11 protein-coding genes are annotated in these 15661 nt (G+C 68.8%); 10 read left to right on the top strand and 1 reads right to left on the bottom strand.

What is annotated here, in order from left to right; translation table 11 throughout:
* The first annotated feature begins 203 nt into the window (after window positions 1-203).
* Both betA and P2Q00_RS33820 read left to right on the top strand, forming a co-directional pair.
* Window positions 204-1880 carry a choline dehydrogenase gene (gene betA, locus P2Q00_RS33825; RefSeq protein WP_275777414.1) on the top strand — a complete coding sequence of 559 codons (1677 nt, stop codon included), beginning with the start codon at window positions 204-206 and terminating at the stop codon, window positions 1878-1880.
* Window positions 1881-1883: 3 nt separating this feature from the next.
* Window positions 1884-2720, top strand: coding sequence for a methylenetetrahydrofolate reductase (locus P2Q00_RS33820; protein WP_275777412.1), 837 nt, complete (start codon window positions 1884-1886; stop codon window positions 2718-2720).
* 157 nt (window positions 2721-2877) lie between these two features.
* Here the strand turns inward: P2Q00_RS33820 and purU are convergent, their stop codons facing one another.
* Window positions 2878-3750, bottom strand: a complete 873-nt coding sequence (gene purU / locus P2Q00_RS33815; protein WP_275777411.1) for a formyltetrahydrofolate deformylase — start codon at window positions 3748-3750, stop codon at window positions 2878-2880.
* A gap of 219 nt (window positions 3751-3969) precedes the next feature.
* Here purU and P2Q00_RS33810 point away from each other — a divergent pair, with 219 nt between their 5' ends.
* The 8 genes from P2Q00_RS33810 to P2Q00_RS33775 all read left to right on the top strand — a co-directional run bounded on the left by P2Q00_RS33810 (window position 3970) and on the right by P2Q00_RS33775 (window position 15654).
* Complete coding sequence (locus tag P2Q00_RS33810) at window positions 3970-5439, top strand: aldehyde dehydrogenase family protein (protein ID WP_275777409.1); 1470 nt, start codon at window positions 3970-3972, stop codon at window positions 5437-5439.
* Window positions 5440-5459: 20 nt separating this feature from the next.
* Window positions 5460-6548 (top strand): quaternary amine ABC transporter ATP-binding protein, encoded by a 1089-nt coding sequence (locus P2Q00_RS33805; RefSeq protein ID WP_275777407.1) that lies wholly within the window; start codon window positions 5460-5462, stop codon window positions 6546-6548.
* The gene (locus P2Q00_RS33800; protein WP_275777405.1) at window positions 6548-8551 is read left to right on the top strand and encodes an ABC transporter permease; all 2004 of its coding nucleotides are present in this window, start codon (window positions 6548-6550) and stop codon (window positions 8549-8551) included. The genes P2Q00_RS33805 and P2Q00_RS33800 overlap by 1 nt, the downstream gene beginning before the upstream one ends.
* Before the next feature lie 13 nt (window positions 8552-8564).
* A complete protein-coding gene (locus P2Q00_RS33795) occupies window positions 8565-9527 on the top strand; it encodes an ABC transporter substrate-binding protein (RefSeq protein WP_275777403.1) in 963 nt (320 codons plus the stop codon).
* A 219-nt stretch (window positions 9528-9746) separates the two neighbouring features.
* Window positions 9747-12185: a GcvT family protein gene (locus tag P2Q00_RS33790; protein WP_275777402.1), complete on the top strand. Its 2439-nt coding sequence runs from the start codon at window positions 9747-9749 to the stop codon at window positions 12183-12185.
* Window positions 12186-12281: 96 nt separating this feature from the next.
* Window positions 12282-13142, top strand: a complete 861-nt coding sequence (locus P2Q00_RS33785; RefSeq protein WP_275777400.1) for a bifunctional methylenetetrahydrofolate dehydrogenase/methenyltetrahydrofolate cyclohydrolase — start codon at window positions 12282-12284, stop codon at window positions 13140-13142.
* The gene (gene glyA / locus P2Q00_RS33780; RefSeq protein ID WP_275777399.1) at window positions 13139-14425 is read left to right on the top strand and encodes a serine hydroxymethyltransferase; all 1287 of its coding nucleotides are present in this window, start codon (window positions 13139-13141) and stop codon (window positions 14423-14425) included. Before P2Q00_RS33785 ends, glyA begins: the two co-directional genes overlap by 4 nt.
* Window positions 14422-15654, top strand: a complete 1233-nt coding sequence (locus P2Q00_RS33775) for a sarcosine oxidase subunit beta family protein (protein ID WP_275777397.1) — start codon at window positions 14422-14424, stop codon at window positions 15652-15654. The genes glyA and P2Q00_RS33775 overlap by 4 nt, the downstream gene beginning before the upstream one ends.
* Window positions 15655-15661: the final 7 nt, after the last annotated feature.

The following is a 15661-nucleotide window of genomic DNA, read 5'->3' as shown; positions in this document are numbered from 1 at the left end:
CACCTGTTGCCGCCCGTGCACGGTGAGGTCGCCGAGATCGCTGTGTCCACGCGCCGCTGCCACCTGGGCGGTGAATGACACCCTTGCAAGTAACGACACCGAAATCATGCCCTTGTAAGTTGCGTGGCTCGCAACCTAGTGCGTATAGCGCTACTGGTACTAGCATGCGTCGCGTATCTACGGCGCGAGCGAGACGAGGCACCATGGCTCCCCTGCAATATGACTTCGTCATCGTCGGCGGCGGTTCGGCCGGCAGTGCACTGGCGAACAGACTCTCCGCCGACCCGGCCAACAAGGTCCTGGTCCTGGAGGCAGGCCGGTCCGACTACCCGTGGGACGTCTTCATCCAGATGCCCGCGGCCCTGACGTACCCGATCGGCAGCCGCTTCTACGACTGGAAGTACGAGTCCGAGCCCGAGCCCCACATGGGAGGCCGGCGCATCTACCACGCGCGCGGCAAGGTGCTCGGCGGCTCCAGCAGCATCAACGGCATGATCTTCCAGCGCGGCAACCCCATGGACTACGAGCGCTGGGCGGCCGACCCCGGCATGGAGACCTGGGACTACGCACACTGTCTTCCTTACTTCCGGCGGATGGAGAACTGTCTGGCCGCCGACCCGGACGACGAGTTCCGCGGCCACGACGGCCCCCTCGTCCTGGAGCGCGGCCCGGCCACCAACCCGCTCTTCGGCGCCTTCCTCAAGGCCACCGAGGAGGCGGGCTACGCCCCCACGGACGACGTCAACGGCTACCGCCAGGAGGGCTTCGCCAAGTTCGACCGCAACGTCCACCGCGGACGCCGGCTGTCGGCCTCGAAGGCGTACCTCAAGCCCGTCCGCAAGCGCCCCAACCTGACCGTCAAGACCCGCGCCCTGGTCACCCGCGTCCTCTTCGAGGGCAAGAAGGCCGTCGGCGTCGAGTACCAGCGCGGCAAGGGCGCCCCGAAGCAGGTCCGCGCCAAGGAAGTCATCCTGTGCGGCGGCGCGATCAACTCCCCGCAGCTGCTGCAGCTGTCCGGCATCGGCAACGCGGAGGAGCTGCGCGCCCTCGGCATCGACGTCGTGCACGACCTGCCGGGCGTCGGCGAGAACATGCAGGACCACCTGGAGGTGTACATCCAGTACGCCTGCAAGCAGCCCGTCTCCATGCAGCCGTACCTGGCGAAGTGGCGGGCCCCCTTCATCGGCCTGCAGTGGCTGTTCCGGAAGGGCCCGGCCGCCACGAACCACTTCGAGGCCGGCGGCTTCGCCCGCAGCAACGAGGACGTGGACTACCCCAACCTGATGTTCCACTTCCTGCCCATCGCGGTCCGCTACGACGGCTCCGTGCCCGCGGGCGGCCACGGCTACCAGGTCCACGTGGGCCCCATGTACTCCGACGCCATCGGCTCAGTGAAGATCAAGAGCAAGGACCCGCGCGAGCACCCGGCCCTGCGCTTCAACTACCTCTCCACCGAGCAGGACCGCCGCGAGTGGGTCGAGGCGATCCGGGTGGCCCGCAAGCTCCTCAACCAGCCCGCGCTCGCCCCTTACAACAACGGCGAGGTCTCGCCCGGCCCGTCCGTCGAGACCGACGAGGAGATCCTCGACTGGGTCGCCAAGGACGGCGAGACCGCCCTGCACCCGTCCTGCACCTGCAAGATGGGCCCCTCCACCGACGAGACGGCCGTCGTCGACCCCACCAGCATGCGGGTCCACGGCGTGGAGGGCCTGCGGGTCGTGGACGCCTCGGTGATGCCGTACGTCACCAACGGCAACATCTACGCCCCGGTGATGATGGTCGCCGAGAAGGCCGCCGACCTGATCCTCGGCAAGGAGCCCCTCGCCCCGTCGAAGGCCGCGTACTACCGCCTTCGCGACGCCGAGACGCAGGCCGGGTAGACCTTGGGCGCCACGGGGCTACGGGCGCTGCTGGAGAGCGTCCGCTACGAGGTGCTGCCCGCGAAGGCGACCGAGGACAAGGTCCTCGCCCATGTCCCGCGCGACGTCGTGGTCACGGTCACGGCGTCGCCGGTCAAGGGGCTGGAACCGACCCTCGATCTCGCCGGGCGGCTCGCGGGGCACGGCTACCGCGTCGTGCCGCACGTGCCGGCGCGGCTGCTGCGGGACGACGCGCACCTGAAGGAGGTCGTCGACCGGCTCGGTGAATGCGGCGTCGACGACGTCTTCGTGCCGGCGGGCGACGCGGACCCGCCGGCCGGGGCCTACGGCGGGGCCCTGCCGGTGCTGCGTCGGCTCAGCGAGCTGGGCGGGCCCTTCGCACGCGTGGGCATCACCGGCTATCCCGAGAGCCATCCGCTGATCCACGACGACCTCACCATCCAGGCGATGTGGGACAAGCGCGCGCACGCCACGTACATCGTGAGCAACCTGTGCTTCGATCCGCGCGTGCTGGGGGAGTGGATCGCCCGGATACGACGGCGGGACGTCACCCTGCCCGTGTACGTGGGCGTCGCCGGGCCGGTGCAGCGGACGAAGCTGCTGGCCATGGCGACAAAGATCGGGGTGGGGGAGTCGACGCGGTTCCTGACGAAGCATGCGTCGTGGTTTCTGCGGTTCGCAGCGCCCGGGGGCTACTCGCCCGAGAGGCTCCTGACCCGCGCCGAGGAGGCTCTTACGGCGCCTTCGGCGGGGGTGGCGGGGCTGCACCTGTTCACGTTCAACCAGATCGCCGAGACCGAAGTGTGGCGCCGGGCGGTGCTGGAGCGGCTGGGCGGCTGAGGGGGGTGCAGCGGGCGTTGCTGGGGGCTGCCGCCCCCAGACCCCCGCTTCGGCCCTTAAGGGGCCTCGTCCTCAAACGCCGGACGGGCTGGTGGTGCCGGCCGGCGCCCGTATGCACCGCATGCCTCCGTATACATAGGGCGCCGTGCCGTACCGCTCAGCGGAAGACCACCGTGCGGCTGCCGTCCACCATCACCCGGCTCTCGCTGTGCCACTTCACGGCGTGTGCCAGTACCTGTGCCTCCACGTCCCGGCCGACCGTGACCAGCTCCCCGGGGTCGAGCGAGTGGTCCACCCGGACCACGTCCTGCTCGATGATCTGCCCCTCGTCCAGGTCCGAGGTCACATAGTGCGCCGTCGCGCCGACGAGCTTCACTCCGCGGTCGTAGGCCTGGACGTATGGGCGCGCGCCCTTGAAGCTGGGGAGGAAGGAGTGGTGGATGTTGATCGCACGGCCCTCCAGCTGCTTGCACAGGTCGTCGGAGAGGACCTGCATGTAGCGGGCCAGCACCACGAGGTCGACGTCCAGCTCGCTCACCAGCTCCAGCAGCCGTGCCTCGGCCTCCGGCTTGGTCTCCTTGGTGACCGGGACGTGGTGGAAGGGGATGCCGTAGGTCTCCGCCAGGCCCTCGAAGTCGCGGTGGTTGGAGACGATCGCCGGGATCTCGATGTTGAGGGCGCCGGTGCGGCGACGGAAGAGCAGGTCGTTCAGGCAGTGGCCGAACTTGGAGACCATGATCAGCGTGCGGGTCGGCGTCGAGGCGTCCCACAGCTTCCAGGAGATGCGGTAGGCCTCGGCCACGGGACCGAACCGGTAACGCAGAGTTTCCAGATCCGCGTTTGGATCGGAAACATCGAAGTGGACCCTCATGAAGAAACGGCCCTGGAGTCGATCATCGAACTGCTGGCTCTCCAGGATGTTGCCGGAGTTCCTGACGAGGAAGCCGCTCACGGCGTGGACCAGTCCCGCGCTGTCGGGACACGAGAGGGTGAGGACGTACTCACGGCCAGGTTGCGGGCGAGGGGACATATGCGGCCTCCGTCGGTGCGTATTGCACAACTCAGTGAGCGATGCGCAACATGGTCAGGGCCGACAGGCCCCTCGGTCAAGAGAACGGGGACCATTGGGCCCCTTGCGAAATCGTCATGCACCAACCCCTTGACGTATGTCTGGTCATTCGTCAGGGTGTTCCACCACAAGCAATTGAATGCACGATGCGCAACGAATTTCGGTTGAAAGGCTTGGCGCGTGGCAGATCTGTATGTGGACGGAGAGTGGCGTGAGCCGGTGGCCGGCGGGCGCCGCGAGATCCGCTGTCCCGCTGACGGCACGCTTTCGGCGACCGTACCGGAAGGGACGCGTCCGGACACGGAGGCGGCGATCGCCGCGGCCCGCCGAGCCTTCGACGAGGGGCCCTGGCCCCGCACTCCCGAGCGTGAGCGCGGCGCGCTGCTGCTGCGCACCGCCGACATCCTTGAGCGCGACGCCAAGGAATTCGCCCGCGCCGAGTCGCTGGACACCGGCAAGCGGCTGGTGGAGAGCGAGTACGACATCGCCGACGTCGTCTCCTGCTTCCGCTTCTACGGCGGGATCGGCGGCACCGACGCCGGACGGGTGATCGACACCGGGCGGGATGACGCCGTCAGTCGTGTCGTCTACGAGCCGGTTGGCGTGTGCGGGCTGATCACGCCCTGGAACTACCCTCTGCTGCAGGCCAGTTGGAAGGTCGCCCCGGCGCTGCTCGCCGGCAACACGATCGTCCTGAAGCCCAGCGAGCTCACCCCCTCCACCTCCATCCTGCTGATGAAGGCACTGGAGGAGGCCGGGCTGCCGGCCGGCGCCGCCAATCTCGTCCTGGGCACCGGGCCCGAGGTGGGCGCACCGCTCTCCGAGAGCCCCGACGTGGACATGGTGTCCTTCACTGGGGGGCTGGAGACCGGCAAGCGGATCATGGCCACCGCCGCCGCCACCGTGAAGAAGGTGGCGCTGGAGCTCGGCGGCAAGAACCCCAATGTCGTCTTCGCCGACGCCGACTTCGAGACGGCCGTGGACATGGCTCTCACGGCCGTCTTCCTGCACTCGGGGCAGGTCTGCTCGGCCGGCGCCCGGCTGATCGTCGAGGACTCGCTGCACGACCGCTTCGTCGACGAGGTGGTGCGGCGTGCGCGGCAGATCCGGCTGGGCGGGCCCTTCGACGCCGATGCCGAGACCGGCGCGCTGATCTCCGCCCAGCACCTGGCGAAGGTCGAGGCGTACGTCGCCGCGGGCATCGCGGAAGGCGCAGTACTGCGCTGCGGCGGCGAGCGGCCGGACGACCCGGCCCTCGCGAACGGCTTCTACTACCCGCCGACCGTCCTCGACGAGTGCCGGCAGGACATGAATGTGGTGCACGAGGAGTCCTTCGGACCCGTGCTCACGATCGAGCGCTTCACCGACGAGGACGATGCCGTACGCATCGCCAACGACACCGAGTACGGACTCGCCGGCGCCGTCTGGACGCAGGACGCCGGGAAGGCCCAGCGGGTCGCCCGGCGGCTGCGCCACGGCACGGTGTGGATCAACGACTACCACCCCTATGTGCCGCAAGCGGAATGGGGTGGCTTCGGGCACTCGGGCGTCGGCCGGGAGCTGGGACCGACCGGCCTGGACGAGTACCGCGAGCCCAAGCACATCTGGCAGAACATCCAACCCCGGCCGCAGCGCTGGTTCCGCGGCTGAACGCCGAAATGAGGTCGAACGTGACCCCCACACAGACCGAGGTGCCGCAGCGGCGCGGCACCCCTCAGGACTCGGACGGCACGCCCGTCATATCTGTGCGCAATCTGTGGAAGGTGTTCGGGCCGAAGGCCGACCGGGTGCCGGAATCGGAGGAGCTGTGCGGGCTCAGTCGCCGCGAGCTCATGGACCGCACCGGATGTACCGCCGCCGTGCGCGACGTCAACTTCGAGGTCGCGCCGGGCGAGGTCTTCGTCGTCATGGGCCTGTCCGGCTCCGGCAAGTCCACCCTGGTGCGATGTCTGACCCGGCTGATCGAACCCACCTCGGGTGAGGTCGTCTTCGAGGGCCAGGACATCCGCCAGGCCGACGACAAGCGGCTGCGTGACCTGCGCCGCCGCAAGTTCTCCATGGTCTTCCAGCACTTCGGGCTGCTGCCCCACCGCAGGGTGGTGGACAACGTGGCCTTCGGCCTGGAGATCCGCGGCATGAGCAAGGCCGAGCGCACCAAGCGGGCCCTGGAGGTCGTCGAGCTGGTCGGCCTGGCCGGCTACGAGAACTCCTACCCCGACCAGCTCTCCGGCGGTATGCAGCAACGCGTGGGCCTGGCAAGGGCGTTGGCCGGCGACCCGGACGTGCTCTTCTTCGACGAGCCGTTCTCCGCGCTCGACCCGCTGATCCGCCGCGACATGCAGAACGAGGTCATCCGCCTCCACCACGAGGTCGGCAAGACCATGGTCTTCATCACCCACGACCTCTCGGAAGCCCTCAAGCTGGGCGACCGCATCCTGATCATGCGCGACGGCAAGATGGTCCAGTGCGGCACCGGCGACGAACTCGTGGGCGCCCCCGCCGACGACTACGTACGCGAGTTCGTCAAGGACGTGCCGCGCGGCGACGTCCTCACGCTGAAGTGGATCATGCGGGCTCCGGAGGACGGCGACGACCTGGACGGCCCGGAACTGGGCCCCGACGTCGTCGTGAAGGAGGCCACCCGGGTCGTCCTGGCCGCCGACAAGCCCGTCAAGGTCGTCGAGAACGGCAAGCTGCTCGGCATCGTCGGCGACGAGGAGATCCTCGCGGTGGTCGCCGGGCAGGAAGGCGGCGCGTGATGACCGTCGCCGTGGAGAAACCCGAGAAAACCGAGGCCGCGGAACCGGCAACCGCGCCCGCCAAGGGCGCGCGCAAGGTCAGCCGGCCCATGGTGATCGGCGCGATCCTCGTCGTCTGGCTGGTGCTGTTCGCCCTTCTGCGCGGCAAGCAGACCCTGTCCCTGGCAGTGGCCGATCTGACCGATCTGCACCGGTGGATCAACGACTTCAACGACTCCATCGGCGCCAACCGCAACTCCAACCCGCTCTTCCTGTACTTCTTCAACGAGATCCGGCTGGTCATCGACAACCTGGTGACCTTTGTCCAGCACCTGATCTCCCAGCCGTCCGGGGCCCGCCCGGTCCCCGAGATCGGCTGGCTCGGCGTCGTCGGGCTCGCCGGGTTCGTCTCCTGGGCCGTGGGCAACTGGAAGGTCGCCCTGCTGGCCGTGGCCGGCTTCACCTTCTTCGGGCTGCAGGGCCTGTGGCAGGAGAGCATGGACACCCTGGCGCTCATCCTGTGCGCGGTGTTCGTGGCCCTGCTGTTCGCGATCCCGCTCGGGGTGGCTGCCGGTCTTTCGGACCGGTTCAACCGGCTCATGACGCCCTTCCTGGACTTCATGCAGACGATGCCGACCTTCGTCTACCTGGCACCGTTGACCCTGTTCTTCCTCATCGGCGGCGCGTCCGCGACCATCGCCACCGTGATCTACGCGGCCCCGCCGACGATCCGCATCACGGCGCACGCCATCCGTAACGTGTCGAAGACGACCGTCGAGGCCGCCGACTCCCTCGGTGCCACGCGGCGCCAGTCGCTGCTGAAGGTCCTGCTGCCGATGTCCAAGCGGACCGTGGTGATGGGCGTCAACCAGACCATCATGGCCGCCCTGGCCATGGTGACCATCGCGGCCCTGATCAACGCACCGGGCCTCGGCGTGAACGTCCTGCAGGCACTGCAGTCGCTCGACGTCGGCACGGCCTTCAACGCGGGCCTTGCCATCGTGATCATGGCGATCGTGCTGGACCGGGTCACGACCGCGGCCAGCGCGCGCGAGGAGCACGCACGCAACTCCAGGAACCGCTTCGAGAAGTGGCGCAGGCCCCTGCTCGGTGCCGGCGCCGTGGTCACCGCGGTCCTGATCTACCTCTCGCACACCTACCTGTGGGCCGCCGACTTCCCCGGTGACGGCACCGTCGGAACCCGCATCGCGAGCGCGACGGACACCGCGGCCAACTGGGTGCAGGACAACCTGTCCGGCCTGACGAACGCCTTCCGCGACGCCATCACCAACGGCCTGCTCAACCCGTTCCAGACACTGCTCACCGACTCCCCGTGGTGGCTCGTCGGCGCGGTGCTGGTCGCACTGGCAGTGGTGCTCGGCGGCTGGAAGGCCGGGATCACCACGGCCGCGTGCGTGGGCCTGCTGGTCGCCACCGGTGTGTGGTCGGACGCCATGACGACAATGGCCTCGACGCTCGTCGCGACGGTGCTCGTGATGATCCTCGGCATCGTCTTCGGGGTGTGGATGGGCCGCAGCATGATGGCCGACCGCATGATCCGGCCCACTCTGGACGCGGCCCAGGTCATGCCGCCGTTCGTCTACCTCGTACCGTTCCTCGCGCTGTTCGGCGCCACCCGCTTCACGGCCATCGTCGCGGCGATCGTCTACGGGGCGCCGGTCGCCATGAAGATCATCGCGGACGGGATCCGCGCGGTGCCGGAGACCACCGTGGAAGCGGCCACCTCCGCCGGGTGCAACACCTGGCAGATCATCACCAAGGTCCAACTGCCGATGTCACGCAGTGCCCTGACGCTCGCGACCAACCAGGGCCTGATCTACGTGCTGTCGATGGTTGTTGTGGGCGGCCTGGTAGGAGCGGGCGCCCTCGGCTACGACGTAGTGGCCGGATTCTCGCAGAACGAGCTGTACGGCAAGGGGCTGGCGGCGGGACTCGCCATCGTACTGCTCGGAGTCATGTTCGACCGGATCACTCAGGCAGCGGCGCGACGCGCGAGCGCATAAGGAGCAGGACACCATGGCAAGACACTGGCAAGCCGGCGCGGCCGGCCTGGCCGTCCTCGGCCTCACCCTCACTGCCTGCGGCGGGGCGAAGGTCGGCGACAGCTCCTCCGCGGGCTCGGGCAGCTCGGGCAAGTGCGGCACCTTCAACCTGGCCGTCAACCCGTGGGTGGGCTACGAGGCCGACGCGGCGGTCGTCGCATACGTCGCGCAGCACAACCTCGGCTGTACGGTCACCAAGAAGAACCTGAAGGAACAGATCGCCTGGCAGGGCTTCGGCACCGGCGAGGTCGACGCGGTCCTGGAGAACTGGGGCCACGCCGACCTGGTGAAGAAGTACATCGACGGCCAGAAGACCGCCGTCGACGCCGGCCAGACCGGCAACAAGGGCCTCATCGGCTGGTACGTGCCGCCGTGGCTGGCCAAGGCGCACCCCGACATCCTCCAGTGGAAGAACCTCAACAAGTACGCGTCGCAGTTCAAGACCTCCGAGTCGAGCGGCAAGGGCCAGCTCCTGGACGGCGACCCGTCGTACGTCACCAACGACGCGGCGCTGGTGAAGAACCTGAAGCTGAACTTCAAGGTGGTGTACGCGGGCAGCGAGGCGGCCCTCATCACGGCCTTCCGCGACGCCGAGAAGAACAAGAAGTGGGTGATCGGCTACTTCTACGAGCCGCAGTGGTTCCTGTCCGAGGTCCCGCTGAAGAAGGTCTCCCTGCCCGCGTACAAGACGGGCTGTGACACCGACGCGGCGAAGGTCGCCTGCGACTACCCGATCTACAACCTCAACAAGATCGTCAGCGCGAAGTTCGCCAAGTCCGGCAGCCCCGCCTACGACCTGGTGAAGAACTTCAACTGGACGAACGACGACCAGAACGAGGTCGCCAAGTACATCGCTCAGGACAAGTTGTCCGACGATGCGGCGGCCAAGAAGTGGGTCGAGGCCAACAAGGACAAGGTCGACGCCTGGATCAAGTAGGCCGAGTCCACAGGCCGGTCGGACATGCCCGGCGGGCGGTGCGTGCAGGTACGCGCCGCCCGCCGGGCATTGCCGTGTTCAGGGCGGGTGTTCCGGCCTGTTTTCGGACGTCACGGACCCCTTGACACCCCCTCCCCGCGACAGGCACATTGAGTTGCGCAACCTGAATCACGTTGCGCAGAAAGCAACTGGACGGTTTTGATTTCCGGAGGTGCGGCGATGGCGGGACCCCGAGTGGTGATCATCGGAGCGGGCGTCGTGGGAGCGGCCCTCGCCGACGAGATCTCCGCGCGAGGCTGGACCGGTGTGACCGTGGTCGACCAGGGCCCGCTGCCCGCCACGGGAGGTTCCACCTCACACGCGCCGGGCCTGGTCTTTCAGACCAACTCCTCCAAGACCATGACCGAGCTGGCCCGCTACACCGTCGAGAAGTTCTGTTCGCTCGACGTCGACGGCAAGCCCTGCTTCCTGCAGGTCGGCGGCCTCGAAGTGGCCACCACCCCCGAGCGCCTCGCGGAACTGCACCGACGGCACGGCTGGATCACCGCCTGGGGCATCGAGTCCCGGCTGCTGAGCGCCGACGAATGCGTCGAGCAGCACCCGCTGGTCAACCGGGACAAGGTCCTCGGCGGCCTCCTCGTCCCGACGGACGGCCTCGCGAAGGCGGTCCTCGCCGTCGAGGCGCAGATCCGCCGGGCGACCGAACGCGGCGTGACGTTCCTCGCCCGCCACGAGGTCCTGGACGTCCAGCAGGCCGACGGCCGCGTCACCGGCGTCCTCACCGACCAGGGCGAGATCCCCGCCGACATCGTCGTGTGCTGCGCCGGCATCTGGGGCCCGAAGATCGCCCGCATGGCCGGCATGAACCTCCCGCTGACCCCGCTCGCCCACCAACTCGCCTGGACCGGCCCGATCCCCGCGCTCGCCGGCCAGACCGAGGAGGCGGTCCGCCCGATCCTGCGCCACCAGGACGCCGACCTCTACTACCGCGACCGCTTCGACGGCATCGGTATCGGCTACTACGGCCACCGTCCGATGCCGATCACCGCGGACGAGATCCTCTCCTTCGACGAGGCCGAGACCATGCCCTCGGTCCTGAAGTTCACGGAGGAGGACTTCGAGCCGGCCTGGACGGAGACCCAGTCCCTCCTCCCCTCCACCAAGGAGGCGAAGGTCGAGGAGGGCATCAACGGCCTGTTCTCCTTCACCACCGACAACTACCCGCTGCTCGGCGAGTCCCAGGACGTCAAGGGCTTCTGGGTCGCCGAGGCCGTGTGGGTCACCCACTCCGCGGGCGTGGGCCGGGCCATGGCCGAATGGCTGGTCGACGGCTACTGCTCCTCCTTCGACCTGCACGAGTGCGACGTCAACCGCTTCGAGCCGCACCAGCTGTCCCCGGAGTACGTCCTGGCCCGCGACTGCCAGAACTTCGTCGAGGTCTACGACATCCTCCACCCCCTCCAGCCGTCCGGGAAGCCGCGCCCGATCCGCACCAGCCCCTTCCACGCCCGCCAGCAGGAGCATGGCGCCTTCTTCCTGGAGGCGAACGGCTGGGAGCGCCCGCAGTGGTACGAGGCCAACGCGTCCCTGGTCGAAGGCCGGTCCATCCCCACCCCCAACGACTGGGCGGCGCAGTACTGGTCGCCCATCGTCGGCGCCGAGGCGCAGGCCACCCGCGAGACCGTCGCGATGTACGACATGACGGCCCTCAAGCGCCTGGAGGTGACCGGCCCCGGTGCCGCCGACTTCCTGGAGGGCCTGACCACCAGCAAGGTGGCCAAGTCGGTCGGCTCGGTCACGTACACCCTCCTCCTCGACCACGACGGCGGCATCCGCAGCGACGTCACCGTCGCCCGCCTGGCCCGCGACCTCTTCCAGGTCGGGGCCAACGGCAATCTGGACCTGGACTGGTTCACCCGCCACCTCCCCGCCGACGGCACCGTCCAGGTCCGCGACATCACCCCCGGCACCTGCTGCATCGGCCTGTGGGGCCCGCTGGCCCGCAAGGTTCTGCAGCCCCTCACGGACGAGGACTTCTCGAACGACGGCCTGAAGTACTTCCGCGCCAAGCGCGCCTACATCGGCTCGGTACCCGTCACCGCCATGCGCCTGTCGTACGTCGGTGAACTCGGCTGGGAGCTGTACACCACCGCCGACCAGGGCCAGAAGCTGTGGGACACCCTGTGGGAGGCGGCCAGGCCGCTGGGCGGCGTCATCGCCGGCCGCGGCGCCTTCAACAGCCTCCGCCTGGAGAAGGGGTACCGCTCCTTCGGCACGGACATGACGTACGAGCACGACCCCTATGAGGCCGGTGTGGGCTTCGCCGTGAAGCTGGACAAGGGGGAGTTCATCGGCAAGGCGGCGCTTGAGCTCCGCAAGGAGAACGTGCGGCGCAGGTTGACCTGCCTCACCATCGATGACCCGCAGTCGGTCGTCCTGGGCAAGGAGCCGGTGTTCGACGGTGAGCGTGCGGTCGGGTACGTCACTAGTGCGGCGTACGGCTACACGATCGGCAAGGGCATCGCATACGCGTGGCTGCCGGTCGAGCTCGCTACCCCAGGCACTGCCCTGCACATCGGGTACTTCGATCAGCGCATCGAGGCCGTTGTCGCAGAGGAGCCCCTGTTCGATCCCACGATGTCCCGTCTTCGTGGCTGAGCTGGATCGATCGGCTGCAGGTGCGTTGTGGCTGGTCGCGCAGTTCCCCGCGCCCCTGAGGAAGCTGCAGTTGACCTATGGGAAGGAGTGCCGTCTGTGACCGCACAGGTGCTTGACGGTAAGGCGACCGCCGGCGACATTCGTCGTGAACTCGCCGAGCGTGTCGCCAAGTTGACCGCGAACGGTGGACGGCCCCCGGGCCTCGGTACCGTGCTCGTCGGTGACGACCCCGGCAGTCACGCCTACGTCGGCGGCAAGCACCGGGACTGTGCGCAGGTCGGTATCGCCTCCATCCGTCGTGACCTGCCCGCCGACGCCTCGCAGAGCCAGGTCGAGGACGTCATCGACGAGCTCAACGCCGACCCGGCCTGCACCGGCTACATCGTCCAGCTCCCGCTGCCGAAGCACCTGGACGCCAACGCCGTACTTGCCCGCATGGACCCGGCCAAGGACGCCGACGGCCTGCACCCGGTCAACCTCGGCCGGCTCGTCCTGGGCACCGAGGCGCCACTGCCCTGCACCCCGCGCGGCATCGTCGAACTGCTCCGCCGCTACGACGTGCCCCTCGCGGGCGCGCGGGTCTGCGTGATCGGACGCGGGATCACGGTGGGACGGCCCATCGGCCTCCTCCTCACCCGCCGCTCCGAGAACGCCACCGTCACCCTCTGCCACACCGGCACCAAGGGCCTGTCCTGGCATGTACGCGAGGCGGACATCGTCATTGCGGCGGCCGGCTCGCCCGGACTGATCACCAAGGACATGCTGCGCCCCGGCGCGGCCGTCCTGGACGTCGGTATCACCCGCACCGAGAACGGGCTCGTCGGCGACATCCACCCGGAGGCCGCCGAGGTCGCCGGCTGGCTCGCGCCGATGCCCGGGGGTGTGGGCCCCATGACCCGGGCGATGTTGCTGGCCAACGTCGTCGAGGCCGCCGAGAGGAACGCGAACGCCGTATGAACGCGCTGAACACCCCCCTGGCGGAACTGGACCCCGAAGTCCACGCCGCACTCGCCGCCGAACTGCACCGCCAGCAGTCCACCCTCGAAATGATCGCCTCCGAGAACTTCGCGCCCACCGCCGTGATGGAGGCCCAGGGCTCGGTCGCGACCAACAAGTACGCCGAGGGCTACCCCGGACGCCGCTACTACGGCGGCTGCGAACACGTCGACGTCACTGAGCGGTTGGCGATCGAGCGCATCAAGTCCCTCTTCGGGGCCGGGTTCGCCAACGTCCAGCCGCACTCGGGCGCCCAGGCCAACACGGCTGTCTTCTTCGCGCTGCTCCAGCCCGGCGACACGATCCTCGGCCTGGACCTCGCGCACGGCGGCCACCTCACCCACGGCATGCGCATCAACTACAGCGGCAAGATGCTGAATGTGGTGCCCTACCACGTCGCCGAGGCGGACAACCTCGTCGACATGGACGAGGTCGAGCGCCTCGCCAAGGAACACCGCCCCAAGATGATCATCGCGGGCTGGTCGGCGTACCCCAGGCAGCTGGACTTCGCGGCCTTCCGCCGGATCGCCGACGAGGTGGGCGCCCTGCTGATGGTCGACATGGCGCACTTCGCGGGACTGGTGGCGGCGGGGCTCCATCCGAACCCCGTCCCGCACGCCCACGTCACCACCACGACCACGCACAAGACACTCGGCGGTCCGCGCGGCGGTGTCATCCTCACCAACGAGGCCGACCTCGCCAAGAAGATCAACTCGGCGGTGTTCCCCGGGATGCAGGGCGGCCCGCTGGAGCACGTCATCGCCGCGAAGGCCGTCTCCTTCAAGGTCGCCGCGTCCCCGGAGTTCGCCGAGCGGCAGGCTCGTACGCTGGCGGGCGCCCGCATCCTGGCCGAGCGCCTCACGCAGCCGGATGCGGAGGCCGTCGGCGTGAAGGTCCTGACCGGCGGCACGGACGTCCACCTGGTCCTCGTGGACCTGCGGGAGTCGGAGTTGGACGGCCGTCAGGCGGAGGACCTCCTCCACGAGATCGGCATCACGGTCAACCGCAATGCCGTCCCCTTCGACCCGCGCCCGCCCATGGTGACGTCCGGCCTGCGCATCGGCACCCCGGCCCTGGCCACCCGAGGCTTCACCGAGGAGGACTTCGCCGAGGTCGCCGACGTGATCGCGCTGGCCCTCCAGCCGGAGCCCGACATCGCCGCCCTGCGGGCCCGCACCGAGGCGCTGGCGGCCAAGCACCCGCTCTACCCGCACCTCTCCGGTGCCTCAGGAGACGCCCGATGAGCCCCACCACCCCCGGCGCCGACCTCCCCGACCACCCGGAGTTCCTCTGGCGCACGCCGGAGCCGAAGCGCTCGTACGACGTGGTCATCGTCGGCGGCGGCGGACACGGCCTGGCCACCGCCCACTACCTGGCGAAGAACCACGGCATCACCAATGTCGCCGTACTGGAGAAGGGCTGGCTCGCGGGCGGCAACATGGCCCGCAACACCACGATCATCCGCTCCAACTACCTGTGGGACGAGAGCGCCGGCATCTACGAGCACGCCCTCAAGCTCTGGGAAGGGCTGGAGGAGGAGCTCGACTACCCGATCCTCTTCTCGCAACGCGGTGTGCTGAATCTCGCCCACAGCCTCCAGGACGTCCGCGACAGCGTCCGCCGGGTCGAGGCGAACCGCCTCAACGGCGTCGACGCCGAGTGGCTCGACGCCGAGCAGGTCAAAGAGGTCTGCCCGATCGTCAATATCTCCCCGGACGTCCGCTACCCGGTCCTCGGCGGCACCTACCAGCCCCGCGCCGGCATCGCCAAGCACGACTACGTGGCCTGGGGCTACGCCCGCTCCGCGGACGAGGCCGGCATCGACATCATCCAGAACTGCGAGGTCACGGGCCTGGACGTGGTCGGCGGCCGGGTGGTCGGAGTCCAGACGACTCTCGGCCCGATCGCCGCGGGCAAGGTGGCCCTGTGCTCGGCCGGCCACACGTCCGTCCTCGCGGCCATGGCGGGCATCGAACTCCCCGTCCAGAGCCACCCGTTGCAGGCGCTGGTGTCGGAACTCCTGGAGCCGGTGCACCCCACCGTCGTCATGTCCAACGCGGTCCATGTGTACGTCAGCCAGGCGCACAAGGGCGAGCTGGTGATGGGAGCGGGCATCGACTCGTACAACTCCTACACCCAGCGCGGCGCCTTCCACATCATCGAGGACCAGATGGCGGCGGCCCTGGAACTCTTCCCGGTCTTCGCCCGCGCCCACGTCCTGCGCACCTGGGGCGGCATCGTCGACGTCAGCCCCGACGCCTCACCGATCGTCGGCCTCAGCCCCGTCGACAACCTCTACCTCAACTGCGGCTGGGGAACGGGCGGCTTCAAGGCCACCCCGGGCGTCGGCTGGGTCTACGCCCACACCATCGCCCACGACACCCCGCATGCCCTCAACGCCCCCTTCTCGCTCGACCGTTTCACCACCGGCGCGCTCGTCGACGAGCACGGCGCGGCCGCGGTGGCCCACTAGGGAGCCC

This window comes from Streptomyces coacervatus (assembly GCF_029223485.1).
GTDB classification, from domain to species: Bacteria; Actinomycetota; Actinomycetes; order Streptomycetales; family Streptomycetaceae; genus Streptomyces; species Streptomyces coacervatus.
This window is presented reverse-complemented; position numbering and strand designations above follow the sequence as displayed.